The sequence below is a fragment of the Ureibacillus terrenus genome, assembly GCF_006569205.1.
GTDB lineage: Bacteria > Bacillota > Bacilli > Bacillales_A > Planococcaceae > Ureibacillus > Ureibacillus terrenus.
This window is the reverse complement of sequence record NZ_VIGD01000009.1, coordinates 73,502-98,522: the sequence shown is the minus strand read 5'-3', so window position 1 is coordinate 98,522 and position 25,021 is coordinate 73,502. Positions and strand designations below refer to the sequence as shown.

The 25,021-nt window shown below is 41.9% G+C and carries 28 protein-coding genes; 12 read left to right on the top strand and 16 right to left on the bottom strand.

The features are described 5' to 3' along the window. The first annotated feature begins 208 nt into the window (after positions 1–208). On the top strand, positions 209–1,036 hold the full coding sequence (locus tag FKZ59_RS08530; protein ID WP_141602335.1) for an aldo/keto reductase: 828 nt from the start codon (positions 209–211) through the stop codon (positions 1,034–1,036). Between the two features lie 145 nt (positions 1,037–1,181). On the opposite strand, the gene FKZ59_RS08525 is transcribed toward FKZ59_RS08530, so the two are convergent. From FKZ59_RS08525 to FKZ59_RS08515, 3 genes are read right to left on the bottom strand one after another with little or no spacing between them, the layout of a single operon-like run. Continuing rightward, positions 1,182–2,024, bottom strand: coding sequence for an RluA family pseudouridine synthase (locus tag FKZ59_RS08525; RefSeq protein ID WP_141602355.1), 843 nt, complete (start codon positions 2,022–2,024; stop codon positions 1,182–1,184). 56 nt (positions 2,025–2,080) lie between these two features. Next, the gene (locus tag FKZ59_RS08520) at positions 2,081–2,548 is read right to left on the bottom strand and encodes a thioredoxin family protein (protein ID WP_141602334.1); all 468 of its coding nucleotides are present in this window, start codon (positions 2,546–2,548) and stop codon (positions 2,081–2,083) included. Further along, positions 2,549–2,974: a disulfide oxidoreductase gene (locus tag FKZ59_RS08515; RefSeq protein WP_141602333.1), complete on the bottom strand. Its 426-nt coding sequence runs from the start codon at positions 2,972–2,974 to the stop codon at positions 2,549–2,551. It lies immediately after the preceding gene. A 201-nt stretch (positions 2,975–3,175) separates the two neighbouring features. Between FKZ59_RS08515 and FKZ59_RS08510 the strand changes: the two genes are divergently transcribed. Further along, positions 3,176–4,285 (top strand): GAF domain-containing sensor histidine kinase, encoded by a 1,110-nt coding sequence (locus tag FKZ59_RS08510; RefSeq protein ID WP_141602332.1) that lies wholly within the window; start codon positions 3,176–3,178, stop codon positions 4,283–4,285. 13 nt (positions 4,286–4,298) lie between these two features. Next, on the top strand, positions 4,299–4,946 hold the full coding sequence (locus tag FKZ59_RS08505; RefSeq protein WP_141602331.1) for a response regulator: 648 nt from the start codon (positions 4,299–4,301) through the stop codon (positions 4,944–4,946). Between the two features lie 62 nt (positions 4,947–5,008). Here the strand turns inward: FKZ59_RS08505 and FKZ59_RS08500 are convergent, their stop codons facing one another. Both FKZ59_RS08500 and FKZ59_RS08495 read right to left on the bottom strand, forming a co-directional pair. Next, on the bottom strand, positions 5,009–5,917 hold the full coding sequence (locus FKZ59_RS08500) for a cation diffusion facilitator family transporter (protein ID WP_141602330.1): 909 nt from the start codon (positions 5,915–5,917) through the stop codon (positions 5,009–5,011). A gap of 75 nt (positions 5,918–5,992) precedes the next feature. Then, positions 5,993–7,342: a hemolysin family protein gene (locus FKZ59_RS08495; RefSeq protein ID WP_141602329.1), complete on the bottom strand. Its 1,350-nt coding sequence runs from the start codon at positions 7,340–7,342 to the stop codon at positions 5,993–5,995. A 363-nt stretch (positions 7,343–7,705) separates the two neighbouring features. Here FKZ59_RS08495 and FKZ59_RS08490 point away from each other — a divergent pair, with 363 nt between their 5' ends. The 3 genes from FKZ59_RS08490 (at position 7,706) to FKZ59_RS08480 (ending at position 11,038) form a co-directional block, all read left to right on the top strand. Beyond that, positions 7,706–8,848, top strand: coding sequence for a DUF445 family protein (locus tag FKZ59_RS08490; protein ID WP_141602328.1), 1,143 nt, complete (start codon positions 7,706–7,708; stop codon positions 8,846–8,848). Positions 8,849–8,867: 19 nt separating this feature from the next. After that, positions 8,868–9,212 carry a YlbF family regulator gene (locus tag FKZ59_RS08485; RefSeq protein WP_141602327.1) on the top strand — a complete coding sequence of 115 codons (345 nt, stop codon included), beginning with the start codon at positions 8,868–8,870 and terminating at the stop codon, positions 9,210–9,212. 311 nt (positions 9,213–9,523) lie between these two features. Next, a complete protein-coding gene (locus FKZ59_RS08480) occupies positions 9,524–11,038 on the top strand; it encodes a coproporphyrinogen III oxidase (RefSeq protein ID WP_141602326.1) in 1,515 nt (504 codons plus the stop codon). 144 nt (positions 11,039–11,182) lie between these two features. Here the strand turns inward: FKZ59_RS08480 and FKZ59_RS08475 are convergent, their stop codons facing one another. After that, entirely contained in the window at positions 11,183–11,794 is a 612-nt protein-coding gene (locus FKZ59_RS08475) for a PH domain-containing protein (RefSeq protein WP_141602325.1), read from the bottom strand. A 152-nt stretch (positions 11,795–11,946) separates the two neighbouring features. Here FKZ59_RS08475 and FKZ59_RS08470 point away from each other — a divergent pair, with 152 nt between their 5' ends. Then, positions 11,947–12,738 carry an HAD family hydrolase gene (locus tag FKZ59_RS08470; protein WP_141602324.1) on the top strand — a complete coding sequence of 264 codons (792 nt, stop codon included), beginning with the start codon at positions 11,947–11,949 and terminating at the stop codon, positions 12,736–12,738. Between the two features lie 35 nt (positions 12,739–12,773). Here FKZ59_RS08470 and FKZ59_RS08465 read toward each other — a convergent pair whose 3' ends face one another. Beyond that, positions 12,774–13,457: a TraR/DksA C4-type zinc finger protein gene (locus FKZ59_RS08465; RefSeq protein ID WP_181733237.1), complete on the bottom strand. Its 684-nt coding sequence runs from the start codon at positions 13,455–13,457 to the stop codon at positions 12,774–12,776. A 115-nt stretch (positions 13,458–13,572) separates the two neighbouring features. Further along, positions 13,573–15,192, bottom strand: coding sequence for a phosphoglycerate dehydrogenase (gene serA / locus FKZ59_RS08460; protein ID WP_141602323.1), 1,620 nt, complete (start codon positions 15,190–15,192; stop codon positions 13,573–13,575). Between the two features lie 700 nt (positions 15,193–15,892). Here serA and FKZ59_RS08455 point away from each other — a divergent pair. Continuing rightward, positions 15,893–16,675 (top strand): enoyl-CoA hydratase, encoded by a 783-nt coding sequence (locus tag FKZ59_RS08455; RefSeq protein ID WP_141602322.1) that lies wholly within the window; start codon positions 15,893–15,895, stop codon positions 16,673–16,675. Between the two features lie 130 nt (positions 16,676–16,805). On the opposite strand, the gene FKZ59_RS08450 is transcribed toward FKZ59_RS08455, so the two are convergent. Then, on the bottom strand, positions 16,806–16,991 hold the full coding sequence (locus tag FKZ59_RS08450) for a YhzD family protein (protein WP_141602321.1): 186 nt from the start codon (positions 16,989–16,991) through the stop codon (positions 16,806–16,808). 166 nt (positions 16,992–17,157) lie between these two features. Here FKZ59_RS08450 and yhaM point away from each other — a divergent pair, with 166 nt between their 5' ends. Beyond that, positions 17,158–18,102, top strand: coding sequence for a 3'-5' exoribonuclease YhaM (gene yhaM / locus FKZ59_RS08445; protein WP_141602320.1), 945 nt, complete (start codon positions 17,158–17,160; stop codon positions 18,100–18,102). Between the two features lie 142 nt (positions 18,103–18,244). Here the strand turns inward: yhaM and FKZ59_RS08440 are convergent, their stop codons facing one another. After that, the gene (locus FKZ59_RS08440) at positions 18,245–19,138 is read right to left on the bottom strand and encodes a peptidylprolyl isomerase (RefSeq protein WP_141602319.1); all 894 of its coding nucleotides are present in this window, start codon (positions 19,136–19,138) and stop codon (positions 18,245–18,247) included. A gap of 149 nt (positions 19,139–19,287) precedes the next feature. Here FKZ59_RS08440 and FKZ59_RS08435 point away from each other — a divergent pair, with 149 nt between their 5' ends. Then, the gene (locus tag FKZ59_RS08435; RefSeq protein ID WP_141602318.1) at positions 19,288–19,395 is read left to right on the top strand and encodes a YjcZ family sporulation protein; all 108 of its coding nucleotides are present in this window, start codon (positions 19,288–19,290) and stop codon (positions 19,393–19,395) included. 75 nt (positions 19,396–19,470) lie between these two features. Here FKZ59_RS08435 and FKZ59_RS14945 read toward each other — a convergent pair whose 3' ends face one another. From FKZ59_RS14945 to FKZ59_RS08405, 6 genes are all read right to left on the bottom strand, one after another. After that, on the bottom strand, positions 19,471–19,662 hold the full coding sequence (locus FKZ59_RS14945) for a hypothetical protein (protein WP_141602317.1): 192 nt from the start codon (positions 19,660–19,662) through the stop codon (positions 19,471–19,473). 90 nt (positions 19,663–19,752) lie between these two features. After that, complete coding sequence (locus tag FKZ59_RS08425; protein WP_141602316.1) at positions 19,753–20,307, bottom strand: DUF3267 domain-containing protein; 555 nt, start codon at positions 20,305–20,307, stop codon at positions 19,753–19,755. Positions 20,308–20,428: 121 nt separating this feature from the next. Further along, a complete protein-coding gene (locus FKZ59_RS08420; RefSeq protein WP_141602315.1) occupies positions 20,429–21,004 on the bottom strand; it encodes an HTH-type transcriptional regulator Hpr in 576 nt (191 codons plus the stop codon). 165 nt (positions 21,005–21,169) lie between these two features. After that, a complete protein-coding gene (locus tag FKZ59_RS08415; RefSeq protein WP_141602314.1) occupies positions 21,170–21,550 on the bottom strand; it encodes a YtxH domain-containing protein in 381 nt (126 codons plus the stop codon). Between the two features lie 147 nt (positions 21,551–21,697). Continuing rightward, positions 21,698–22,237: a tryptophan transporter gene (locus FKZ59_RS08410; RefSeq protein WP_141602313.1), complete on the bottom strand. Its 540-nt coding sequence runs from the start codon at positions 22,235–22,237 to the stop codon at positions 21,698–21,700. 185 nt (positions 22,238–22,422) lie between these two features. After that, positions 22,423–22,848, bottom strand: a complete 426-nt coding sequence (locus FKZ59_RS08405; protein ID WP_141602312.1) for an HIT family protein — start codon at positions 22,846–22,848, stop codon at positions 22,423–22,425. Between the two features lie 106 nt (positions 22,849–22,954). On the opposite strand from FKZ59_RS08405, the gene FKZ59_RS08400 reads away from it, so the two are divergent. After that, positions 22,955–23,689 carry an ABC transporter ATP-binding protein gene (locus FKZ59_RS08400; RefSeq protein ID WP_408057474.1) on the top strand — a complete coding sequence of 245 codons (735 nt, stop codon included), beginning with the start codon at positions 22,955–22,957 and terminating at the stop codon, positions 23,687–23,689. Then, positions 23,682–24,881 carry an ABC transporter permease gene (locus FKZ59_RS08395; protein ID WP_141602311.1) on the top strand — a complete coding sequence of 400 codons (1,200 nt, stop codon included), beginning with the start codon at positions 23,682–23,684 and terminating at the stop codon, positions 24,879–24,881. Before FKZ59_RS08400 ends, FKZ59_RS08395 begins: the two co-directional genes overlap by 8 nt. Positions 24,882–25,021: the final 140 nt, after the last annotated feature.

Genomic DNA, 25,021 nt, shown 5'->3' with positions numbered 1-25,021 from the left:
TTCTCAATAAATATATTTGAAATAAATAGAAAATATTAATAAAATTTATTCTTTTTGTAGAATATTTTAACTTAAACCAGAAAAAGTTGCTAGATTATTTTGGGATAATGAGAGTTTTTAATCCTTATAAAATTGGTTGAAAAAATATGATTTTTTAGTAGGAATTTTGGTTTATAATAGAGTTAACGAATGGATAGGGAGTGATTTCATGGCAATACCGACAAAAACATTGGCAAATGGTGTGGAGATGCCTTATTTGGGTCTTGGCGTTTATAAAATGGAGGACAGGGAAGAAGCGTTAAACGCCATCTCGACAGCGCTGAAGTTGGGGTATCGGGCAATCGATACAGCCGCCCTCTACAACAATGAACGGGAAGTGGGGGAAGCCATCCGCGCAAGCGGCATCCCGAGAGAAGAGATTTTTGTCACAACAAAAGTATGGAATTCCGACCAGGGCTATGATGAAACCCTTCGCGCCTTCGAAACTTCTTTGCAAAAATTGGGTCTCGATTATGTGGATCTGTATTTGACCCACTGGCCGGTGGAAGACAAATTTGTCGATACGTACCGCGCCATTGAACGGCTTTATGAAGAAAAATTGATCCGCGTGCCGGGTGTATCGAACCATCACCAGCAACATTTGGAAAAAATTTTTGCAAAAGCCAATGTGAAGCCGATGGTGAACCAAGTGGAGTGCCATCCGTATTTGCAGCAGGATGAACTGAGGGCTTTTTGCGCGGAGCACAATATTGCCGTGACGGCATGGGCTCCAATCGGGAAAGGCCGCATTTTGGACGATGGGACGCTCGTGAAACTTGCGGAGAAACATGGAAAAACTCCAGCCCAAATCGTATTGCGCTGGCATTATCAAAATGACACCATCACCATACCAAAATCGGTAAGACCAAGCCGCATTGCGGAAAATATGCAAATTTTCGATTTTGAATTGTCCGATGAAGACATGTCCGCAATCAAAGCTTTGAATAAAAACGAACGGTTTGGCCAAAATCCGGACAACTTCCATTTCGATTTTTAATGTTGTGATATGCCGGCAGTGCAAACCCGCATGCGGTTTGCGCTGCTTTTTTATGGGCGAAGACGTTTTCCTGAACTGCGGTCCACATCGTTTGGCAAAATAAAATGCCGCCCTATAAAAGGGAGGCGTTTTCAAAGATGGGATATTATGATTGATCTTTTACAACAATCCGCTTATTTAAAAACGGATGCTCAAATTCCAACCGAATGGCATGCAGTTTATAATCGCCCGTTTCGGTTTTACCCGCGCGATACAAAGCATCCCCCACAATCGGATGGCCGATATGCGCCATGTGGACGCGGATTTGGTGGGTGCGCCCCGTTTCCAAATGCAAATGGACGACCGTTGTATGTTTTTTTCTTTCGACCACTTTAAAGTGGGTGATGGCAGGCTGCCCCGCTTTCGAAACGATCCGGCGGGTCGGATGGTGGCGGTCCCTTCCGATCGGCGCATTGATCGTTCCTTGATTCTCTTTGATAATCCCTTCCACTTCCGCCTCATAAGTGCGGATGATGGATTTTTCCTCTATCATCCGGTCAAACACCGATTTCGCGATAGGATGTTTGGCGACAATCAACAATCCTTCCGTGCCCTGGTCGAGCCGATGGACATGTTCCGCGTAGGCCAGGCCCTTCTCCCTGATATAAGCCATCACATGGTTCATGCAAGTATTCCGGTCCTTTTCGTCGTTTGGATGGGTGCTCATGCCTTTCGGTTTTGAAACGATTAAAATATGGTCATCTTCGTACCGGATTTTGATTTCGCAGCGTTTTGCCGGCGAGTAGCTGGACTTGGGAACATCCATTGAAAAATGGAGGACAGTCCCTTTGGACAAAGGTTCATTCCATTTCAGGGGGGCTCTGTCCTGATTTTTCACCGCCTTGGCCATCCGCAGCTCATGAACAAGTTTTCTTCCTAAACGCCATTTTTCCCTGAGCAGGGATTCAACCGTCATTCCGTCCTGTTGAATTTCAAATTGAAACCGCATCATCTTTTCCTCCAAAGAAAAATCGTGTCCTGAAAAGAACACGATCTTCCGTATCATTATTTTTCAACGTCTGCCAAGAACTCACGGATTTTTTCATCCGGTATGGCGCCTACTTCCCGTTTTACTTCTTTTCCGTCTTTGAAATAAATCAATGTAGGCGTATATTCCACATCATACTCGTCCCAGCCTTTTTCATACTCCAAAATGTTCAACTGGTCGATATGGATGCCCATTTCATCCGCGATCGGCATGAGGCGTGGTGTCATATTTTTGCAATGCGGGCATTCCGGGCTGAACAAATAGGCAACAACCGGTTCCCCTGATTTGATTTTTTTCCGGAGATCGTCCGGCAAAATGATATTTTGATAATTTTTATCATCCAACAGGTCAATGGTGGATTGTTTTAAATTCGTTGTACCGTAAGGATTGTTTTCCAATTTGCTTTTGTTTGATAAATTTGTCAATATGATGACCGCGGCAAACAGAATCACCACAATGGCCGCAATAATTCCAAGCTTCTTCAATTATTGATCCTCCTTCATCAGTTTCAGCATATAAAAACTTGTAATGGCAATCAGCAGGAATGCAGTGAGCGCCAAAAATGGAATGGTAATGAAGCCGAGCCAATTAATATATTCCCCCGTGCATGGAACCCGTCCGCAGGCAGGAGCGTGTTGGGACAAAAAGTCCAATTTTTGAAGCCCGTAATGATAGAGGGAAATCATTCCGCCGATGCATGAAAATACCGCTGTCGTCACGGCGATGCGGGCATTTTTTTGAATGTATGCCACAAGGGTGATCAACACGATCGGATACATCAGAATCCGCTGGTACCAGCAAAGCTCGCAAGGTTCATATCCACGGACTTCCGAGAAATATAAAGATCCAAGTGTTGCCGTCAATGATACAAGCCATATAAATAGCAAACTATTCTCCAATTTCTTGTTCATTGCAACTTCTCCTGTATTATTTTTTCCATGTAGTTTTGATTATAAAATGTTTTGACTTCGAAGTAAATGAATTCGTTTCATAGAATTGAATAGTTCGAGAAAAAGGGATTTCATCCAAAAGTCTGAGAGGTCCATAAATGCGCGGAAAAAATGGGAGTGTTATCATTACATTACAAAGTATTTGCCGAGGTGTAAAAAGCCGTGAATGATCATTCCAATATTACCTTATTAAAAGAGATTGCAGAATTGCTCAATGAAGAAACGGAATTAATCCCGATGTTGAAAGGCGCGCTCAGAAAGTTGTTGAAAGGGACAAATTTTTCCACGGGGTGGATTTTCTTCATTGATGACAATGGAAAAATCGACCTCGTCGTTCACGAAAATTTGCCGGACGGATTGTGCCACAACAACTGCGAATATTTGAAAAAAGGCGGCTGCTGGTGCGTTTCGCGGTTTCGCCGCAATCAATTAAAGAAAGCATCGAACATCATTGAATGCCAGCGGATTGAAAATGCCATTTCCGCGCGGGTGGGGGATACGGCGGGCATTACCCATCACGCCACGGTGCCGTTGCAGTCGGGGAATGAACGGTTCGGCATTTTAAATGTGGCCACCCCTTATACCGTTGAATTTACCGAAGAAGAATTGGAACTTCTTGAATCTGTGGCTTTTCAAATCGGGTCCGCCATTAAACGCATTTACTTGACGCAGCAGGAAAAAGAAATGGCGTTGGTCCGGGAGCGGAACCGTCTAGCCCGTGATTTGCATGACTCGGTAAATCAATTATTGTTTTCTGTCACATTGACGGCCCGCGCAGGTGTGGAGATGACGGACCAAGAGGAAATCAAGGAAACCTTCAGGGAAATCCAAAATTTGACCCAGTCCGCTTTGACCGAAATGCGCGCGCTTATTTGGCAATTGAGGCCGCAAGGGTTGGAAAGCGGATTGATTGATGCCATCAAAGCCTACGCGGAAATGTTGAAGCTGAAACTGACCATTAATGTTTCGGGCGTCATCCAATTTCCTTCAAGGGTGGAAGAAGCCCTGTTCCGTATCACCCAGGAAGCTTTGAATAATATCCGAAAACATGCGGGAGTACAGGAAGCGACCATCTATCTGACGGTGACCCAGACCGATATTCTGCTTGTCATTAAAGATGAAGGAAGAGGATTTAAAATCGACCAAAATACAAAAATACCTTCCATAGGCCTGCAATCCATACGGGACCGGGCGGCGGCCCTCGGAGGAACGGCCGAATGGGTGTCGGAAATCGGAAAAGGAACCGAATTGTTTGTTCGGTTGCCTTATTAAGGGGGGAAATCCAATGATTCGTGTATTAATTGCGGATGATCACCATGTAGTTCGCAGAGGTTTGCAGTTCTTTTTAAAAACACAAAAGGATATTGAAGTGGTGGGAGAGGCGAAAAATGGAGCGGAAGCGCTCCGGCTGGTCGAACAGTTGCAGCCGGATATCGTGCTCATGGATTTGGTGATGCCGGAAATGGATGGCATCGAAGCGACGAAGAAAATTAAAGCCCGCTGGCCCGAAGTGCAAGTTCTCATGCTGACAAGTTTTTCCGATAAAGATCATGTTCTTCCGGCCATTGAAGCTGGTGCCGCAGGTTATCAATTGAAAGACATCGAACCGGATGATTTGGTCATTTCCATCCGGCAAGTAATGCGCGGAGAGAGCATCATGCATCCGGCCGCGACGACAAAATTGGAAGAAACGTTGAGGGAAGAGGAAAATCTGCCTCATGTGAAAAACCCTTTGACGCCGAGGGAAATGGACGTTCTGGCGGAATTGACGAAAGGGAAAAGCAATCGGGAAATTGCCGCATCGCTGTTCGTCACCGAAAAAACAGTAAAAACCCATATTTCCAATATTTTTGCAAAACTGGAAGTCCAGGACCGGACACAGGCGGCCCTGTATGCCGTCAAACATGGATTGACGGAAGGAAGCGGAAAATAGTATTCGCATGCTGGACTTCCGGGGAACTGGCTTGTCCAAAAAAAGAGCGGATTAGAATTTTACTAATCCGCTCTTTTATTATTTTTCAATTCTTCCGGTTTTTCCGTTTCATGGGGCTCTATATGTACAAGCACCGTACAATTGATATCAAATCGTTGAATCGTCTGTTCAATTTTTTCTGTAATGCGATGGCTTTCCCGGACGTTCAAATCAGGATTGACCGTCACCGTTACTTCAATGAATGTGGCATTTCCATGGGTCCGCCCTTTGATATCCACCAAATCGATCACTCCGTCCACATTTTTGATCAACGTGGCCAATGTTTCGATTTCTTCCGTATCAAAGGCATCTGTCAATGTTTGCGCCGACTCCCAAAAGATATCGAAAGCGGTTTTGATAATCAGCATCCCGATGACTAGGGCGGTGATGGTATCAATGATCGGAAAACCGAAAATCGCCGCAAAAATTCCGACGGCGGTGCCGACGCTGACCAGTGCATCGGAACGGTTGTCGTAGGCGGCCGCTTTCAATGCCGAACTTTTGATCTTTTTCGATAGGGCTAAATTGTACCGGTACACAACATACATGATAGCCGCACCGCCTAGCGCCACATAGGCCGTCAAAGTGGAGGGTGTTTCACGAACAGGGTTTATGATGTTCATAACAGAATTGATGATGACCTCTATTCCAACAACCACCATAATAAAGGATGCAACCAGGGATGCAACCGTTTCGGCACGCAAATGGCCGTACCGATGGTTTTCATCCGGGGGACGCTGTGAAATTTTCAGTCCGATCAATACGGCGATAGATGCAATAATATCTGTTGTATTGTTCAATCCGTCCGCCTTTAAGGCTTCGGAACCTCCGATATATCCGACAATGAGTTTCATTGCGCTGAGAAAAAGGTATGTCCCGATGGAGACCCAGGCGCCTTTTTCCCCTGCCCGCAAATTTGTATAAAGCTCCACTTTTTTTCCTCCCCGCAAAAGTCCCGAACATGACAAAACGACTTTCTTTTAAAAGAAAGTCGTTTACATAAATCATTATTCGGCGATTTGATATACATCCATTTCTTGTTCTTTCGGCAATTTGATGACCTCAATGTATAAAATATGGTGGCCATCCAATTCTTTGATTTTGAATTCGTAGCCATCATATACAAAGCTGTCACCTTCAGTCGCATCGTAGCGCTGAGTCCAGAACCATCCGCCGATCGTATCGATATCTTCATCGTCAATATGAGTACCTAACATTTCATTGACATCGTCAATTAGCATTTTTGCATCTATAATGTAATGGCCATCACTGATCACTTGTACTTCAGGAATTTCATCTTCGTCGAATTCGTCCTGGATATCGCCGACGATTTCTTCGATGATGTCTTCGATGGTTACCAATCCGGAAGTACCTCCGTATTCATCCATTAGGATTGCCATGTGTATACGGTCATGCTGCATTTTTAATAACAGGTCGCTGATAGGAACCGTTTCAATTACCCGAATGATTGGCTGCATATAATCAGAAACCGGTCTATCTGCGTTTTTGGGATCTTTAATATAAGCCGTTAACAGGTGCTTCAAGTTGACCAAGCCAAGCACGTGGTCTTTGTCGCCATCGATGACCGGATAACGGGTATATTGCTCCACTTCCATTACTTCAAACACTTCTTTTAATGTAACGTTCTTTTCGATTGCTGTAATTTCTGTTCGCGGCACCATAATTTCTTTGGCTGTGCGGTCCGAGAATTCAAATATACTGTTCATATATTCAAATTCCGAATATTTGATTTCACCGCTTTTGAAACTGTCCGCCATAATCATACGGAGTTCTTCTTCCGTATGGGCCGAATCTGTTTCATTGAAAGATTTCACGCCAAAGATTCTTGCCAAACCGCGTGCAGACATATTGAGCAGGTGGATGAATGGATACATCACTTTATAAAATGTGTACAGCGCACCTGAAAAGTTAAGTGTCACCCATTCGGCCTTTGTAATCGCTAACGTTTTTGGCGCCAGTTCGCCGGCAACCACATGGAGATACGTTACGATACTGAAGGCGATTATGAATGATACAAAATCGGCTATAGGCCCTGACACGCCAATCCATTGGAATAATGGATTCAATAACATTTGTACGGTAGGTTCCCCTAACCAACCTAAACCTAATGAAGTAATGGTAATCCCTAATTGGCATGCAGATAAATATTCGTCAAGGTTTTCTATCAGTTTTTTCGCTTTTATTGCTTTCTTGTTTCCTTCTTCCACCAACTGGTCGATACGGGTTGATCGAACTTTTACAATCGCAAATTCAGTGGAAACGAAAAATCCTGAAAGCAAAATTAATAAGACAAAAATTGCTAACTTAATGGTCAGCCCTGCTATGTCTCCGTCCAAATACTTTCCTCGTCCCACGCCCGAATGAGGGGTGAAATGAGGAGTACACCTCCTACAAATAAATTTATTTCAATAAATTTATAATAGCGCATTTTCGCAAAAAATACAAATTATCATCTCTGAAATTTTCAGAAGATTCCGAGTCATTTCATTTATATTATATGCCATTTTCCGAAGAAATTTAAAACCTGTGGCAGAGAAAAAATTTCCTTATAACGGAAACCGCCTGATATGCATTATAACTTTGGTGATTGATGAAACAATACTTCAATGAAAACGTATTAATCAATGCGGCTTTCATTTTTGCAGCCAAAAAGCTTTTGATATAATGGAAAATCATAGTTTCAGGAAAAGAGGATCTACATGAAAGCAATCTTACTTATATTATCCATGGCAGTCATCGGAGCAATTATCGGAGGAGCTACCAACTATTTGGCCATCAAAATGATTTTTCGGCCCTATAAACCGATGTATATAGGAAAATGGCGGATCCCCTTCACCCCCGGTTTAATTCCGAAGCGTAGGGGCGAGCTGGCAAGGCAGATCGGGATTACGGTCAACGATTATTTGTTGACGCCGGATGTCATCAAAAATAAGTTGTTTTCCCAGGAAATCCGTTTTGCCATTTTGCAGTTTGCCCAATCGAAAGCGGAAGAAATGATTTTTTTAAACAATAAAACCATCAAAGATTGGCTGGAACTAGCGGGTATAAAAGATGCGCCGGAAAAAATCGAAGGAAAAGTGGATGAACTGATTGAAAAGCAATTTGGTGAACTGAAACGCACCCTGTCGACAAAATCGATTGAGGAATTGCTGCCGGAAGACATCATGGAAAAGGCCGACGAGAAGATTCCTGATTTGGTTGCGACGCTGCTCAAAAAAGGGGAAGATTACATTTTATCGCCCGGCGGAGAAGTTTCCATCAGAAATCTGTTGAATGATTTCCTTGCTTCAAAAGGAACCATCGGCGGAATCTTCCAAATGTTTTTCAGCGATTCTTCATCGATAGTGGCGAGAATCCAGCATGAACTTGTACGCATTCTCCGTTCACCGGAAACAAAACATTCGATCATGAATATCATGAATGACGAGTGGGAAAAAATTAAAAAACGCCCTATCATTCATTACCTAAATGGTATACAATTAGAACCAATACTGATTCAAATCCAATCCTATGCCAAAAAGGAATTGGCCATTGAAGAGCGGTTAAACAAAACCATTCACTATTATTTTCCAAATGGAAACGACTGGGTAAAATATGAGCTGATGCCAAAAGCAGTGAACAAAGCATTGGAAATCGCGGAATCCCATCTTGAAGATGTACTGAAACGGCTGGATATTAAAGAAGTTGTCCGGGAGCAGGTGGATTCATTCCCGATCGAAAAGCTGGAAGAGATTGTGGTGGGGATTGCAAGCCGCGAACTGGCGATGATTACCTTTTTAGGAGGCTTTTTGGGCGGATTGATTGGTATCGTACAAGGTTTGATTGTACAATTTATAAAATAAGAAGAATAGGAATGATAAGATGAGCAATTTTATGAATGCGATCCAAAGTTTAGAAACTTCCATCAGCCAAACGGAAGAGTTTCAAAAGTTAAAAGGCGCTGTGGAAATCGTGCGCAACGACGAGCAGGCAAGAACGATTTTTACGCAGTTCCGCGATGCCCAGTTATTATTGCAACAGAAGCAAATGCAGGGCGAAGAGCTGCAGGAGGATGAATTCATCCATTTGCAAAAAACGGCGCAATTGGCGCAACAAAATCCTAAAATCATGGCAATGTTGGAAGCCGAAATGGCTTTAAGCCGCCTGATTGATGAAGTGAACCGTTCATTGATCAAACCGATTCAATCACTGTATGACGGGCTGTAAGGAATATGTCGGTGGGGAAATGTCCGGAAAGTTTTTGACTTTCCGGACATTTTTTATTTGTTTGAAGAGTGGTGAACCGTTCGTTTTAATAAAAAAGAAACGGTATTTTTGCAGAAAGCGGGTAGGCTCGGGCGGATGGGGTATCCTCTCGGGCGTAAAGAGTATAAACTTGGGGAATGGCGTTTCCTCTTGTACAGATGTTACATATAAACTATTTTCATGGGAAAAAACTGCGTTAATTAATAGTCATTTAAGACTATGACTGATAAAATAAAGTTCAGCTGAAAGTCAATATAAAGGAAGAGGTTTGAATGAAGAAAATTTTGGTGCATGAACGTTTCAAAGAAGATTGGATCCGCGTATTAACCCATATAGCGAATTTGTTCTTCGAAGATAGTAAACTGTACGAAGCGATTGAGAATCCGGATCTGTCGATTCGCTTTCAATATAAAAAGGAAAACAATCGGTATTCCGCGGCAAGCGAACTGGAAGCGGATGGGAAAACATGCAGCAGCACGTATACAAAAGAATATGACACGGAAGGTACGGAAAGGGAACAAAACATCCGCATGAAACGGGCCATGTCCCATGTATTGCTGGACGTGCTTGAACAATATACAGGCATTAAGCAACAATGGGGGATTTTGACAGGCATCCGTCCGACCAAGCTTTATCATAAATTGCGAAAGCAAGGTCTTTCCCGCGATGACATCCGGGAAGTGTTAAAAAGGGATTTCCGCGTATCCGATGAAAAAATCTCTTTGTTGGAATCCATCGTGGAGCGGCAATTGGCAACAATTCCGGATCTGGATGAAATCGGGAAAGAAGTTTCCGTATATATCGGCGTCCCTTTCTGTCCGACAAAATGCGCCTATTGCACTTTCCCGGCCTACGCCATCGCCCCGAACCGGAAAACCGGCAGAGTGGATTCTTTCCTTGATGCGTTGAAAATTGAAATGAGGGAAATCGGAAAATGGCTGAAGGAGCATGACGTGAAAGTCACTTCCATCTATTGGGGAGGAGGAACGCCGACATCGATTGAAGCGGATGAGATGGATGAACTTTACGAAACGATGTACGAATCGTTCCCTGATCCTGAAAACATCCGGGAAATTACGGTGGAAGCGGGCCGTCCGGATACGATTACCCCTGAAAAAATCGCCGTGTTGAAAAAATGGGGAATCGACCGCATTTCCGTCAATCCGCAAAGTTATACCGATGAAACGTTGAGAGCCATCGGACGCCATCATACGGTGCAGGAAACAATCGATAAATTTTGGCTTGCGCGGAATTTGGGCATGAAGAATATCAATATGGATTTGATTATCGGCTTGCCAAACGAGGGAATCGAAGAGTTTCAACATTCTTTGGATGAAACGGGGAAACTGATGCCCGAATCCCTCACCGTGCATACGTTGTCATTTAAACGGGCATCGGAAATGACAAAGAATAAAGAAAAGTACAAAGTGGCCGACCGCCCGACGGTGGCAAAAATGATGGAAATGGCCCAAAATTGGACGCGAGAAAATGGGTACCATCCATATTATTTGTACCGTCAAAAAAATATTTTAGGGAATTTGGAAAATGTGGGGTACTCCAAATTGGGCAAGGAAAGCATCTACAATATCGTCATCATGGAGGAAGTGCAGACGATTATAGGCATCGGATGCGGAGCGGCTTCCAAATTCGTCGATCCGGAAACCGGGGCCATCTCGCAATATTATAATCCAAAGGAACCTTTCCAATATATTACTTCATTTGAAAGGGCGATCGGGAAAAAAATAGAGATGTTGGATGAGTTGTATGGGGTACAAATGAAAAAGTAAGGTTTGGCGATTATACGGTTGAAAATGGCGATAATCTATCGAAGACAGGCGATAAACTCATTTTGGATTTTATAAATTTCCGCCAGCTTCCGAAATGCCAAAAAACGCCCGCCCATCATCCGCGGGCGCTATCCACCATATGGATTAATTGTTGATAAACAATTCAAATACGTTGCCATAGTCTTCGTAGGCGTATTTTTTGTTCATATTTGTCAACCAGTCATTCGTAAATTCGGCAATCGTTTTGAATGATTCTGCCGGAGAACCTTGCGCCCTTACGCCGGAAAGGCTTTTTTGCGCATATTCCAGGCTGTCTTGGGCAAATTTGATATATTTTTGGTTGTCTTTCATGATGCGTTCCATTTCAACAAGCGCTTTGTACAAGTCTTTGACCTTGTCCAATTCTCTTTTGTCAATGTCGATGCTGAACGGCGTGTTGCCGATGGTGAATTTGATTTCCACATCCAGGTCGATGGTTCCCGCCGTTTCCAAAGAAACGTTGCTGATCGGATTCCATTTGTATTCATATCTTCTTAAAGTGCGTTTTTTGCTGACGGCCATATCCCCATCCACATGGATCAACGCCAAATTCGTAAAGCAATATTCATCCGCTTTCGTTTTAATTAAAAAATAAATTTTCTCGCCGATTTCATGCAAGACATAATCATCGGAATCCGTTTTATCGTAATCCTGCGGTCCGATCACTTTCCCGATATCCGTAAGTCCCAATGCGTCAGATGCGAATTTTTTTAACATCCGGTTATCCCCTTTCAATTTTGCAGTGATTGTTCCATAAAGTAATACGGATGGAGCGGAAAGAGGTTTCAATTTTTTTTGCTATCTGGATAGAACGAAAATATATGATAGAATAGAAACTGGCAACAAAAAAATAATAGGAGAAGTTGGAGATGGCTATTACTACAGTTGTTTTTGATTTGGATGACACGCTGCTATGGGATAAAAAAAGCATCAAAACCGCATTCGAAAAAACATGCCAATATGCGGCAACAAAGTATGAACTTGATCCTGAACAATTGGAAGAAGCTGTTCGAAAAGAGGCCAGAAAGCTTTATGAATCCTATGAAACATATGATTATACAGTATTGATTGGCATCAATCCGTTCGAAGGATTGTGGGGGACATTTGACGATCCGACCGAATCTTTCCAAAAAATGAAAAACATCGTTCCTCAATATCGGAAAGACGCCTGGACAAAGGGATTAAAAGCTTTGGGCATTGATGACGAGGAATTTGGCGCCGAGCTTGGCGAGCGTTTTGTGGAAGAGCGCAAAAAACATCCTTTTGTTTATGAAGATACGTTTGAAGTGCTTGATGCATTAAAAGGAAAATATCAATTAGTCCTTTTGACTAACGGCGCGCCAAGTCTGCAAAATTTGAAATTGAAGCTGACTCCGGAAATTCCGCCATATTTTGACCATATCATTATTTCCGGAGATTTCGGTAGAGGGAAACCGGATCCGTCCCTTTTTGAATACATGATGGAGAAGGCCGGTATCACCCCTGATGAAGGGATTATGGTAGGAGACAATTTAAATACGGATATATTAGGTTCTTCGCGGGTAGGCATGAGAAATGTCTGGATCAATCGCGAGAATAAACCTCGAAATCCGGAAATTGTTCCTACTTATGAAGTGAAATCTTTGACGGAGTTCCTTGAACTGCTTGAAAAAATTTCATAACGGGAGAGATGCGAGACGCCTTTGTCTCGCATTTTTTATTCCAAATAATCATATTTGCTCGCTTCTTCGATTTCCTGTTTTGACATGGGGAAAGGAATCTCATCCTTTAACGAGACGTGGAAGGATTGGGGATCGTCATTATTCGCATATTCTTCCGGGTCGTCGTATAGTTCGTTCACGTCTTCAATATCTCCTTCGAAATCCGATGGAGTTTCGGATGTTCCGTATTTTGCGACTGCTTGGAATGTATCTTCGTAATCCTGAATAGCGCCGTCATGTTTTCTTCCGGCGAAGGAGTTATCGACAGGCGGAACGAGCACATCTTCTTCCGTTGGCCGGTCCGTCGGCACTTCTTTGGCTTCGGCATGTTCAATGCAAAAAGATGTATATGGAATGGCCGCTAAACGATCGTATGGAATCGGTTTTTTGCAGATTTCGCATATTCCATATGTGCCGTTTTTGATTTTTTCCAAAGCGGCATTAATTTTGGCCAGTTCATCTTCCTGGTGGACTTTCAGGGAAAGATCTTTTTCCCGTTCAAATAATTCGGTCGCCAGGTCAGCCGGATGGTTGTCGACAGTCGATAATTCATCAACGGAATTCCGGATGCTGCCGCTGTCAAACGCTTGATCATCCTGCGGCTGTTTTTTCATTAACGCATGCTTTTCTTCAATCAGCTGCCTTTTTAATTTCGCAATCTGTTTTTCCGTTAAAATCATGATCACATCCTTTCGTTCGTAGTATGGGCAGAATCATATGGTTTATGTGGCCGCAAAGGTCTGGCAGCCAAAATAAAAAACCGGGCAAAGTTCAACTTTGCCCGGTTTTTGGGGATTATAATGTGATGGCTTTTACTTCGTCGATGTTTTCCAATTGTGCAACATAGACCAAATCTTCCGGAGTCACTACGTTGTCGATGGCAAGAATCATGACGGCTTTACCGCCTACACGTTCGCGGCCCACTTGCATCGTAGCGATGTTGATATCTTTTTCGGCAAGTTTTGTTGCTACGCGGCCGATTGCCCCCGGTTTGTCAATGTTGCGGATGTATAATAAGTGGCCTTCAGGAATGACATCCACCACAAAGTTTTCCACTTTTACGATGCGGGCGCCAAGGCCGTTCAACAAAGTACCAGCTACAGAATGTGTTTCGTTTTCTGTTTTTACTTCCACTGTAATCAAGTTCGTAAACCCTTTGGCTGTTGTTGTTTTGTTTTCGTTGATTTTCACGCCGTTGCGTTCAGTCAAGTAGCGGGCGTTTACGTCATTGACATTTTCGCCGTGAGTTTTCTTCAAGTAACCTTTTAATGTGTTGGCTGTTAGTGGGCGCACATCGTAATTTGCGATTTCTCCGGCATAGAACAGATTGATTTCTTTTAACGGTTCGGATGTCACTTGGGATAAGAATGAACCGAGTTTTTCGGCCAATTCAAAGAACGGTTCAACTTCCGCAAGCAATTCTTTTGGAATGGATGGCATATTGACAGGGTTTGTCACAGTGCCTGTTTTGAAATATTTGATAATGTCTTTTGAAACATCGATTGCGACAGATTCTTGCGCTTCCACTGTAGACGCTCCCAAGTGCGGCGTCGCAATGACTTGCGGCAGATCAAGCAATTTATGGCCGACTGCAGGTTCTTCCACGAACACGTCAAGAGCGGCTCCGGCCACTTTGCCTTCCACGATGGCATCATATAAATCGTCTTCATTGATGATTCCGCCGCGTGCGCAGTTGATGATGCGGACACCCGGTTTCATGAGGTCAAATTTTTCTTTATTGATCATATTTTTCGTTTCAGGCAAGAGCGGAGTATGCACAGTGATGAAATCAGCTTCTTTGCAAATTTCATCAACTGTTGATTTTGTTACGCCGAGTTCTTGCGCGCGTTCTTCAGTCAAGAATGGGTCATAGGCCATCACGTTCATTCTTTGGCCTTTTGCTCTGTATGCCACTTCTGTACCGATGCGGCCTAAACCGATAATGCCCAATGTTTTATTTTTCAATTCAACCCCAACGAAAGATTTCCGGTCCCATTTTCCATTTTTCAAAGACAGATAAGCTTGAGGAATGTGGCGGGCCAAGGATGTCATCATCGCAATCGTATGTTCAGCCGCAGAGTTTGTGTTGCCGTCCGGTGCATTGACCACGATGATTCCCCGTTCTGTTGCTGCTTGTAGGTCGATGTTGTCCACACCTACACCGGCACGTCCGATTAATTTTAATTTTTTGGCGGCTTCAATGACTTCACGGGTAACTTTTGTCGCGCTGCGAACGATTAAAGCATCCACATCTTTGATTTTTTCGATCAATTCTTCTTTTGAGTTGCCTGTGTCGATAATGATTTCAAGGTTCAAGTCTTTTTCTTCGCGCAATGGGTAAATACCATCTTCGCTTAATGGATCCGCAATAAATACTTTAATTACATCTGTAGCTGTAGTTTCTTTTGTTACCATTTGACAAACTCCTTTTTCTTTTTTATTAATTAATTATTTTCAAAAAATAGCAGAAATTACAATATCGAAATATCGAACAAATAGAAACAATTGAGTTAATAGTTTTCGATAAAATAACTCCTTTCATTCCGGAATATATTAAAAAAGCCTTCCACCCCCTACAACGTAAGGGGCGAAAAGCTGATGATCAACTTTACGCGGTGCCACCCTTTTTCGCTGCCAAAAGCCAGGCAGCCTCAAGCGATGCGTAACGTGCATGACCCGGAAATGGCTTACTGACTCCTTCGGCCATTCTATTCAGGAGTGGAACTGCAAACGTCAGAAACACTGATTTGCACCAACCATCAGCTCTCTGGGGAATCTGAACGTAAGAGCATGTCTCCGTCATAATATTTTGACTCTTTATTTATTGTGTCTTCATAATAAACTGAATGTTCACGTTTGTCAACTCATTTTCTTAACAAAATGAAATATTTTGAATGAAAACGCTTAAATATTTGGTAAATTAACGAACATTTTAACAAAATTATAGTATCAATATTCGTTTTTTTGTGATGGCGGTTCCGGACGCTCTTTAATAAGCATGGCTGTCCAAGCCAATATTATTCATGATGATTCCATCTTTTAGAAATGAAATAAAGGAATTTGTTCTTGCGGGTAGAAATTAACTAATGTGCATGAAAATGAAGGGGTGTTGAAAGTGAATTTCGAAACGATTGAATTAAATTATCAAGATCGCAAAGCGGTGCTCACATTGAAGCGCCCGGAAGCGATGAATGCCATGAATGAAACGATGTTAAAGGAATTGGCGGAATGTTTTGAGCAGTTGAAAGGGGAGCAAAATATCCAAGTATTGGTTTTGAAAGGGGAGGGACGGGCGTTTTCGGCAGGCGGCGATATCAAGATGATGCTGCAATCGGATGAAATCGGGGATTTCCATGGCATAATGGAATCGATTTCCAAAATGGTTCTGGATTTTTATCAATTGCCGATGATCACAATTGCCCAAGTTCATGGCGCCGCGGCAGGGCTTGGATTCAGTTTGGCCATTTCCTGCGATTATGTGGTGGCCGAAGAAAACAGCAAGCTGGCCATGAATTTTATAGGCATCGGGCTGGTTCCGGATGGCGGCGGACATTTCTTCATGAAGGAAAGAACGGGAATTCCTAAGGCAAAACAGATTATTTGGGAAGGAAAAATCATGAATGGGCAGGAGGCTCAACAATTGGGGCTGGTGGATATCGTAGCAAAAGATGGGGAAGCGGAACATTACGTTGAAGAAATGGTCAAGAAACTCTTGTCATCACCGATTTTGGCGATGCTTGAAACAAAACAGCTTTATCATTCCGAGCGCCTCAATGAATTGAAGAAAGTGCTGTCAAAAGAATTGGATGCCCAATTAAAGATGAGACAGACGAAAGATCATCTGGAAGGAATTAAAGCCTTTGTGGAAAAGCGCCCGCCAAAATTTTTGGGGCAATAAAAAACGCCATCAATCGAGATGGGGCAACAGAATTGGAGGTTGTCCCAAAGACCGGTCAAAGGGCCGCCCCTTCCTGATTGCCGGGGAACGTTTCCGATTTCCGGCTCCCCGGCAATCAGGCAAGCACTTTTTATACGTGGAATAAAATCACTTTTCCTGATGAGTTGACAAGGCGATAGGTCTTGTCCTGGACCCCCTTTTCCTCTATCCGTTTACGGCCTTCGATTTTTGCCTCTTTTTCATTTTCAAATTCCCATACTTCGTTAAATAAGATTTCTCCGTTTTTTTCAAAGGCAGTAAAATAGAAGTTTGACATCCTCATCCCCGTCCTTTTTTGGAAAATTCAATTTAATTTCATTATACAACATATGGAAAGAAGATTTACAGACAGAGTTTGCAAGGAAGGATTCTTTTATCGAAACGGCCAGAAACAAATGGTACAATAAACAATAGAGAATCGGGGAGAAAAGGGAGTGTCTCATATGCCAGGTATCACGCAGCTCCAGCCGGGAGACGAAGTAAATCAATTTTTGCTAATCAAACAAGCGACAAAAGGTGTGACAACGGTAGGAAAGCCGTTTATGACGCTGATATTGCAAGATAAAAGCGGAGATATAGAAGCAAAGCTTTGGGATACAAATGAAGAGCATGAAAAAATATACCAGCCTCAAGTGATTGTCAAAATTGGCGGTGAAATCCATGAGTATCGCGGGAAAAACCAGCTTCGCATCAAACAAATCCGCCCGGCAAGACCGGAAGACGGCGTCCAAATCAATGATTTAATCCCTTCCGCTTCCACTCCAAAGGAAGAACTGTTTGAAGAATTGACCCAATATTTCTTTGAAATTAAAAATCCTAAAATTTCCAGAATCACCCGATATTTGATGAAAAAATACCAATTGGAGTTATCCGTTTATCCTGCCGCTACCAAAAACCACCACGACTATGTTTCAGGGCTGCTCGACCATATTGTGCATATGTTGAGGCTCGGAAAAGCCCTTTGCGAATTATACCCGACTTTAAATAAAGATTTGATTTATGCGGGAATTATTTTGCATGATTTGGGAAAAGTAAGGGAATTGTCAGGCCCTGTTTCCACTTCTTATACGGTTGAAGGAAATTTGCTTGGGCATATCTCCATCATGGTCGATGAAATCGGCCAGGCGGCGAAGGAATTGGGGGTTGAAGGGGAAGAAGTGACGGTTTTGCAGCATATCATCCTTTCCCATCATGGCAAAGAGGAGTGGGGCAGCCCGAAAAAGCCGATGATTCAAGAGGCGGAAATTCTGCATCACATTGATAATATTGATGCGAAGATGAACATGTTGACGAGGGCTTTAAGCAAAACGAAGCCCGGAGAATTTACGGAGCGCATTTTTGCCATGGATAACCGGTCATTCTATAAACCGAAATTCACCGAATCTTGAAGATTGGGGGCGGAATTGGGGAAGCGAAAAGTTTTCCCGTCCGCTCATTTTTGTTTTTGCTGGATTTGCCGGTTTGCGGAGGGAAGAAAATCGGCAATTTGAAAAACAAATGGCCCGCAATCAAAATTGCGGGCTATTGATTTTATTTATTGTTTTGATCCGATTTTTGCTCTTTTCCTTCTTTATTGGCTTCGCCTAAGTAATCATTGAATGCATCTTTCAAATCTTTGTCTTTTACTTCAAGATTGGAATCTTTTAATATTTCGATTATTTTTTTCTCCAGCAAGACTTGTCTGATTTGATTTTCCTTATCTTCCAATGATCCGAAATCTTTAATTTCCCGTTTGCCTGTTACTTGTATAATGTGATAGCCGAATTGGGTTTTGATCGGTTTGCTGATTTCGTTTGTATTTAACGAATAAGCCGCATCTGTGAATTCATCCACCATATCGCCGACCGTAAACCAGCCGAGTTCCCCACCGTTTTTGCTGGTACCAGGGTCTTTTGAATATTCTTTTGCCAATTTAGCAAAATCTTCGCCTTTTTGAAGCCGGTTGTATAGCTCGTTTGCCGATTTTTCATCATCCACTAAAATATGGCGTGCGTTCAATTCATATTTTGCCTTATTATAATATTCTTCAATTTCTTCTTTGGAAACCAAGTCTTTTGCGGCTTTTTCAAGCAATATTTGGTATTCGATATTGTCTTTGAATTGTTTCTCCGTCAGCCCTTGCATATCCAAATAGGATTGGTAGGAATCCCCAAGCTGTTTTTTTAATGCGTTAAAGCGTTTGTCGACTTCTTCTTTTTCTACATCATACTTGCTTTTCAGAATATCAGTGACAACAAGATTTACAATTGTAGATTTTCCGTATGCGGCTTTCAACTCATTATAAAACTCGTCTTTTGTCACTTCGCCATATTTTGTTGAAACAACCACATCATCTTTTGCTTTTTCCTCAGAAGAGGAGTCGGTGCAAGCGGATAATGCAAAAACGGATGTCGCTAATGCAATGGCAACAAATGCTTTTTTCATAATCTCACTTTCTCTCCCTGTATATAAATTCCAATTTTAACTATAACATAGACGGATCAAAAACGAAATGGTTCCACTAATTATATTTGCCTATGCACCTCATCAGGTCATGCATAGTATAGGCAGTAGAAACGAAAGGAGGTGCCGTTATGGGTCAAAGCTATGGTGGCGGATATGGAGGTAGCTCTTGGTTCGCGTTGTTGGTTGTGTTGTTCATTTTATTAATCATCGTTGGTGCAGCTTATTTACACTACTAATCCCCAAAAGAAGAGCTAAAGGGAATCCTTTAGCTCTTTTTATTTATGTGAATTGGAATATTGAATCCATCTATATTAAAATTTGCTTGCCCAGTACACCTCAATATAAAAGCATATGAGCAGGATGGTAATTAAAATGTTGATGGTGCTGAAAATTTTGGTTTGTTTTTTTTCGGGAATTTCTTTTTGCATGCATAATGCGTAAGTCATTCGGTTGATTTGGAATAGGTATAGTACTGAAAATAACACTACCACTAATAGAAGCAAAATGGTTCCTCCCCTCTATCACTTCCCTTAAGAATATCAGAAAATGCCGTCATTCCACAAGAGAGTTCACGATTCTTTAGATTTTAATTGTTAGAAGTTTTTGAATTTCTCAGGAGGAATCAGAATTTCGTATCCCTTCGGCGTCTCCTCGATTACAGCATTTTTTGGCGCGTTCACCAAGTTTATAAAAAATAATATGTCGACCAAACAAATGGAACAATGATATCCGAGCAGTATACACGCATAATGCGAGTATTGGGGGAGGAGAATCGCTGCGCTGAGCAATAAAATATTCAATACAATAAAAGGGGTTATAAGAATAAACATATACCTCTTTTTCGGAATCATTTTTTTGATCCGGATATGAACAATCGGAATAAATTTCAGCTCCAGCTTCCATTTCAGTTTTACTGATTTTCGATAGGAAAAGAGAGAATAGTAATGGATGATTTTATGCAAAGGGTAGATCAGCAAAAGAATCAATAGAAATAAGAGAAAGTTTCCTTCTTCATATTGTATCGGCCGGTTGATATTCACAAAAACAAATGAAAAAGAGAAGACAAGGACAAAAATAATCACCGAGTATAGGACAAGGCGGGTTATGCGATATTCACTTTTGATATTGAGCGTTTTCCAGCAATGCATAATGGCTACCTCTCCGTATAAATTCAAGAAAATTGTAAAACAAAAAAGCCGGTTGCGCTAATCATTTCCTCAAAAAAAAAAAAGAGTGTACCAAATACACTCCCCTAAAAATCCCCAATTGCTATTTATTCATCAGTATCTCGTTTTTTATGACCACTTGATCTTTATCTTTTTCTTCGATGGATTCTTTAAAGTTTTTGAAGGAACGTTCAAAAATTTCGATAAAATCCTCTCCGTAAATATTTCGAATAATTGCCATTACATCTAAAAATTCTGGAAATCTTCCATACAATTCTTTTAATGCTAGCGAACCTTCCAAAATGGAATGTTCTGTATCCAGGTAGTGGTCATACATGCGGAGCACCAGCTCGGCTCCTTTTGGAGTCAGTTCAACGTACGTATTGCGCTTATCGTCATCGCGCTTCGAAAATTTAAGAAGCCCGCGTTCTTCCAATTTTTTTGAGAAGTTGAAGGCAGTTGATACGTGCATGACCCCGAATCTTGCCACATCGGAAATCGAAGCGCCTTGCAAATGATAAGCGATCCATAAAATATGGTGTTCGTTAATGTTTAAATTAAATGGTTTGATCCATTGCTGCCAATCTTTTTCGACTGCTTTCCATAACGCTTTTGAAAGTTGAGCGATTCGCTGGCTGTAAATCATGGCTTCTTTCAATGTATAAGATTCCACAGTCATTTCGATTCACCTTCTTTTTATAAGATTTGAAAATATTATAGCAATAAAAGAAAAAAGTTTAAAGTTAGAAAAATTAAATAAATGAAAAGTGATTAATAAATGTTATTTTTTAATAAAAAATAATAAAAAAATGAAACGAAAGACTGTGATTTTGGTTCTAAAGACCTACATTTTTTTAGAGTCGCCTTTTTTTAGTTGTGATAAATTATTCTCGATTTCGCTGATGCTTTTCTGTAACATTTCTATTTCTTCTTTTAATTTTTGGGAATCCGGTTTAATTTCTTCCTTGTATTTGGAGATGGAGGCTTTTAATTCCGATAATATTTTTGGAATAGTAATTTTTGCTTCGTTGGATAATATTATCGCGGAATTTTTTAAGTCATTGATCTGGGTTTTTAATTCCCCCATGGTAATTTTCAGATTATTTGCCGTGCTTTTTACATTTTTTCTCAATTGATTGCCGGTTTGCGGTGTGGTGAAAAGTGCTGCGGCAACGCCTGCGATCACTCCGGCAGACAGCCCGAGGAAAAATGGTTTCGCCCGCATGATCATCTCTCCTTTATTATGTACTTTATAGTATGTAAAAAAGTTGTTTAAATTATTATTAAATTCGGTACATATCCTTATTAAACCAGAATTGGGGGAAATAAAAAAGCTATCTAAGCAAAAACTTAGATAGCTTCTTTTTTTATTTTATAATGAATGTGTGACAGAAGTTTCAAATTTGGAACGTTTTAGCAAGTTTGTCAAAATTGGATAAATGATGCAGAATGCAACGATATTGGCAATGGTTGCAGGAATGACGCCAGTCGCGAACATGATGCCAAAGGCTGCCGGCATATCGCCTACAATGAGCAGCAGCATGGACAGGAAGACTGTTCCTGACAACAATGTTCCCAAGCCAATAAGGATGGCGTATACTGCAAAATTTTTTGCGAATTTGTTGATTAAATATACGACGGCCAAAAAGATAAAGCCTGTGACAAGTTTGTCGATGATGTTTGGAATGAGGGATCCCGGAATGCTTGAGAATAATCCGGAAAGAACTCCCGTTACAATTGTAAGTATAAATGTATCCCGGATTGTAGGGAACAGGATGATTCCGACGAACATCATCGTCAACATCATATCCGGTTTAATGCCACCGCCGATTGGGATAGGCGGCATCACAAAATACAATGCTGTTCCAATACCGACCAAAAGGGCCATTAGTACTAAATTTTTCGTTTTCATACTGATCTCTCCTCCGCTAAACTCTGCTCAACTTTCCTGACTCGCTGTATACCGTCTGTCAGTGAAATTTTAATAGTATGATAATTGTAATCTTAATAGAAATAATTTTCAAGGATTTTTAATAGAATATTAGAAAAAGACTGGCCCATTGTTACTATTTTGAGCCAGCCTTTCCACTTATTGATTTACTGATTCAAATTTTCCTTGATTTCTTCCGCAAGGGCTTTTAATTGCTCAGGAGTGAATTCATCTTTTTTCGCTTCCCAACGGACTTTATAGCCATCGTCTTCCCCGTAGCGCGGAATGAAGTGCAAATGGTAATGGAATACGGTTTGTCCTGCCAATGCCCCGTTGTTATTGAGGGTATTCATTCCTTGCGGATTAAATGCTTTCTTGATGGCGTTTGCAATTTTTGGCGCGGCCGCATATAAATTTCTTGCCACGTCTTCAGGCATTTCAAAGATATCTTTTACATGCTGTTTTGGAATCAATAAAGTATGGCCTTTGGATAGCGGAGCAATGTCCATAAAAGCTAATACATGTTCATCTTCATATACTTTCGTGCAAGGAATGGAACCTTCGATAATCTTGCAGAAAATGCAGTCGCTCATTTCATCCAATCCTTTCTTACAAAATTTATCTACATTTTAACATATTTCATATGATGAAGACATTTTCTAATTTTGATACACTGTAGAAAGAATAGGAGTGTTGGCTATGTTGGAACTAAAGGATGTAACTGGAGGATATACAAGAAAACCGGTCATAAAAGATTTGAACTTTTCCATCGGACAAGGGGAATTGGTCGGGCTGATCGGGCTGAATGGGGCAGGAAAAAGCACAACCATTAAACATATAATTGGTACGCTTATACCGCAAAAAGGGGAAATCCGGTTAAATGGCGTAACCTTGCAGGAAGATATTGAAAGATATCGGTCATCCTTTTCCTACATCCCGGAAACGCCTGTATTATATGAAGAATTGACGTTGAAAGAGCACCTGGAATTAACGGCGATGGCATATGGCATTGACGAAAAAACGCTAAAGGAACGGGCGGGAACATTATTGGAAGAATTCCGGATGGAGAAGCGCCTCAATTGGTTTCCATCCCATTTTTCCAAGGGGATGAAGCAAAAAGTCATGATCATGTGCGCCTTTTTGGCAAATCCTCCATTATATATTATCGATGAACCGTTTGTGGGGCTTGACCCGTTGGCCATTCAATCATTGCTAGGCCAGATGTCGGAAAGAAAAAAGCAAGGGGCTTCCATTTTAATGTCCACCCACGTTTTGTCAACGGCTGAAAAACATTGCGACCGGATCATTTTTCTCCATGAGGGACGGGTCCGCGCACAGGGGACGATGGACGATTTGCGGAAAGCGTTCGGCATGCCAAATGCCACATTGGATGATTTGTATATTGCCATGACGAAGGAGCAGCAACATGAATAATATGGCGGATGTTTGGTCAAAGCGGTTTGAACATTATCTTTTGGAAGTTCAAAAATATATGCGTTATGTCTTTACCGGGCATTTGGCGATTGTATTGGTGTTTGCGATCGGGGCGCTTGCATATCAATACAGCGAATGGCTGCAAGTGGTGCACAAGGATTTTCCGGCAGAATGGCTCGTCGGGCTAGTGGCGGGCATCGTTGCCGCTTTTTCCCGTCCGGTGACATTGCTCAGAGAGCCGGATCAGGTGTATTTATTGCCTTTGGAAAAGAAAATGCACATTTATTTTAAAAAGGCGCTGAATTGGACGTTTTGGTCCCAATTGTTTCTGCCCGCGATCCTTTACATTGTTGCGATTCCTTTATTAAACGCGGTCACTGATTTATCAACCCTCAGAATTTGGCTGGGGCTGTTATTTATTGTCGTTTTAAAATATATTCATGTCCAGGCGGAATTCCATTACCGCTTTGCCAATCGCGGGAATTATGTGGTGTACGACCGCATTGCGCGGATGGCGGTATCCATACTGGCGGTCCAGTCCATATTATCCGACCAATTTTGGTGGGCTTTCATCTTTTTATTACTTCTGATGGTGTATGACCAATCGTTGAGCAAGCGGGCAAAAGCCCAGCCGATTCCTTACGAGCATTTGGTCAAGCTGGAACAAAACCGCATGATGGCGTTTTATCGGTTCGCCAACTACTTTACCGATGTGCCCCACATCCGGGGGGCGATCAAGCGGAGAGCCTGGCTGGACGGCATTTATAAATTGGTTCCTAATAAAAAGGAAAATACGCAAAGTTATTTGGTGTTCAGAACTTTTGCGAGAACCAATGACCATTTTTATTTGTGGGTGCGCCTGACATTGATTTCAGCGATTATTGCGCTGACGATTGATATTCCGGTTGTTCTGTGGATTGTGGCGGGAGCGTTGAGCTTTGCGACGACAATCCAGTTGAAATACGCTTTATTATCCTCATCGGATTTTCGGATGGACATGCTATTTCCGATAAAAGAAAATCAACGCAAACAGGCGGTTCAGAAGCTGCTGCGCATCTTTATGGCGATTCAAGCAATCATTGTGGCGCTTTGCGCCATTGGACAACCGCTGTTCTTCGTTCCGGCCGTCATCGTGGCCGGGGTAAGCGAATTGACATTCCGTTTGTCGAAGGATCCGGTTGTTCATTTATAATTTGAACAAGCTTTTTTGAATATAAGCGGCTTGCGCTCTCTTGAATTGAGAGCCCAAGCCGCTTTTGATGTCATTAGAAAAGAAAATCTGTTCGGAAATGCTATGTTTTTTTTTATTAACCGATAGCAAAAAAATTATTA

Coding starts and splice junctions, on each gene's coding strand:
- FKZ59_RS08530 (WP_141602335.1), top strand. CDS start 209: ATGGCAATACCGACAAAAACATTGGCAAATGGTGTGGAGATGCCTTAT.
- FKZ59_RS08525 (WP_141602355.1), bottom strand. CDS start 2,024: ATGCGGTTTCAATTTGAAATTCAACAGGACGGAATGACGGTTGAATCC.
- FKZ59_RS08515 (WP_141602333.1), bottom strand. CDS start 2,974: ATGAACAAGAAATTGGAGAATAGTTTGCTATTTATATGGCTTGTATCA.
- FKZ59_RS08505 (WP_141602331.1), top strand. CDS start 4,299: ATGATTCGTGTATTAATTGCGGATGATCACCATGTAGTTCGCAGAGGT.
- FKZ59_RS08490 (WP_141602328.1), top strand. CDS start 7,706: ATGAAAGCAATCTTACTTATATTATCCATGGCAGTCATCGGAGCAATT.
- FKZ59_RS08485 (WP_141602327.1), top strand. CDS start 8,868: ATGAGCAATTTTATGAATGCGATCCAAAGTTTAGAAACTTCCATCAGC.
- FKZ59_RS08480 (WP_141602326.1), top strand. CDS start 9,524: ATGAAGAAAATTTTGGTGCATGAACGTTTCAAAGAAGATTGGATCCGC.
- FKZ59_RS08475 (WP_141602325.1), bottom strand. CDS start 11,794: ATGTTAAAAAAATTCGCATCTGACGCATTGGGACTTACGGATATCGGG.
- FKZ59_RS08470 (WP_141602324.1), top strand. CDS start 11,947: ATGGCTATTACTACAGTTGTTTTTGATTTGGATGACACGCTGCTATGG.
- FKZ59_RS08465 (WP_181733237.1), bottom strand. CDS start 13,457: ATGATTTTAACGGAAAAACAGATTGCGAAATTAAAAAGGCAGCTGATT.
- serA (WP_141602323.1), bottom strand. CDS start 15,192: ATGGTAACAAAAGAAACTACAGCTACAGATGTAATTAAAGTATTTATT.
- FKZ59_RS08450 (WP_141602321.1), bottom strand. CDS start 16,991: ATGTCAAACTTCTATTTTACTGCCTTTGAAAAAAACGGAGAAATCTTA.
- yhaM (WP_141602320.1), top strand. CDS start 17,158: ATGCCAGGTATCACGCAGCTCCAGCCGGGAGACGAAGTAAATCAATTT.
- FKZ59_RS08440 (WP_141602319.1), bottom strand. CDS start 19,138: ATGAAAAAAGCATTTGTTGCCATTGCATTAGCGACATCCGTTTTTGCA.
- FKZ59_RS08435 (WP_141602318.1), top strand. CDS start 19,288: ATGGGTCAAAGCTATGGTGGCGGATATGGAGGTAGCTCTTGGTTCGCG.
- FKZ59_RS08425 (WP_141602316.1), bottom strand. CDS start 20,307: ATGCATTGCTGGAAAACGCTCAATATCAAAAGTGAATATCGCATAACC.
- FKZ59_RS08420 (WP_141602315.1), bottom strand. CDS start 21,004: ATGACTGTGGAATCTTATACATTGAAAGAAGCCATGATTTACAGCCAG.
- FKZ59_RS08415 (WP_141602314.1), bottom strand. CDS start 21,550: ATGCGGGCGAAACCATTTTTCCTCGGGCTGTCTGCCGGAGTGATCGCA.
- FKZ59_RS08410 (WP_141602313.1), bottom strand. CDS start 22,237: ATGAAAACGAAAAATTTAGTACTAATGGCCCTTTTGGTCGGTATTGGA.
- FKZ59_RS08405 (WP_141602312.1), bottom strand. CDS start 22,848: ATGAGCGACTGCATTTTCTGCAAGATTATCGAAGGTTCCATTCCTTGC.
- FKZ59_RS08400 (WP_408057474.1), top strand. CDS start 22,955: ATGTTGGAACTAAAGGATGTAACTGGAGGATATACAAGAAAACCGGTC.
- FKZ59_RS08395 (WP_141602311.1), top strand. CDS start 23,682: ATGAATAATATGGCGGATGTTTGGTCAAAGCGGTTTGAACATTATCTT.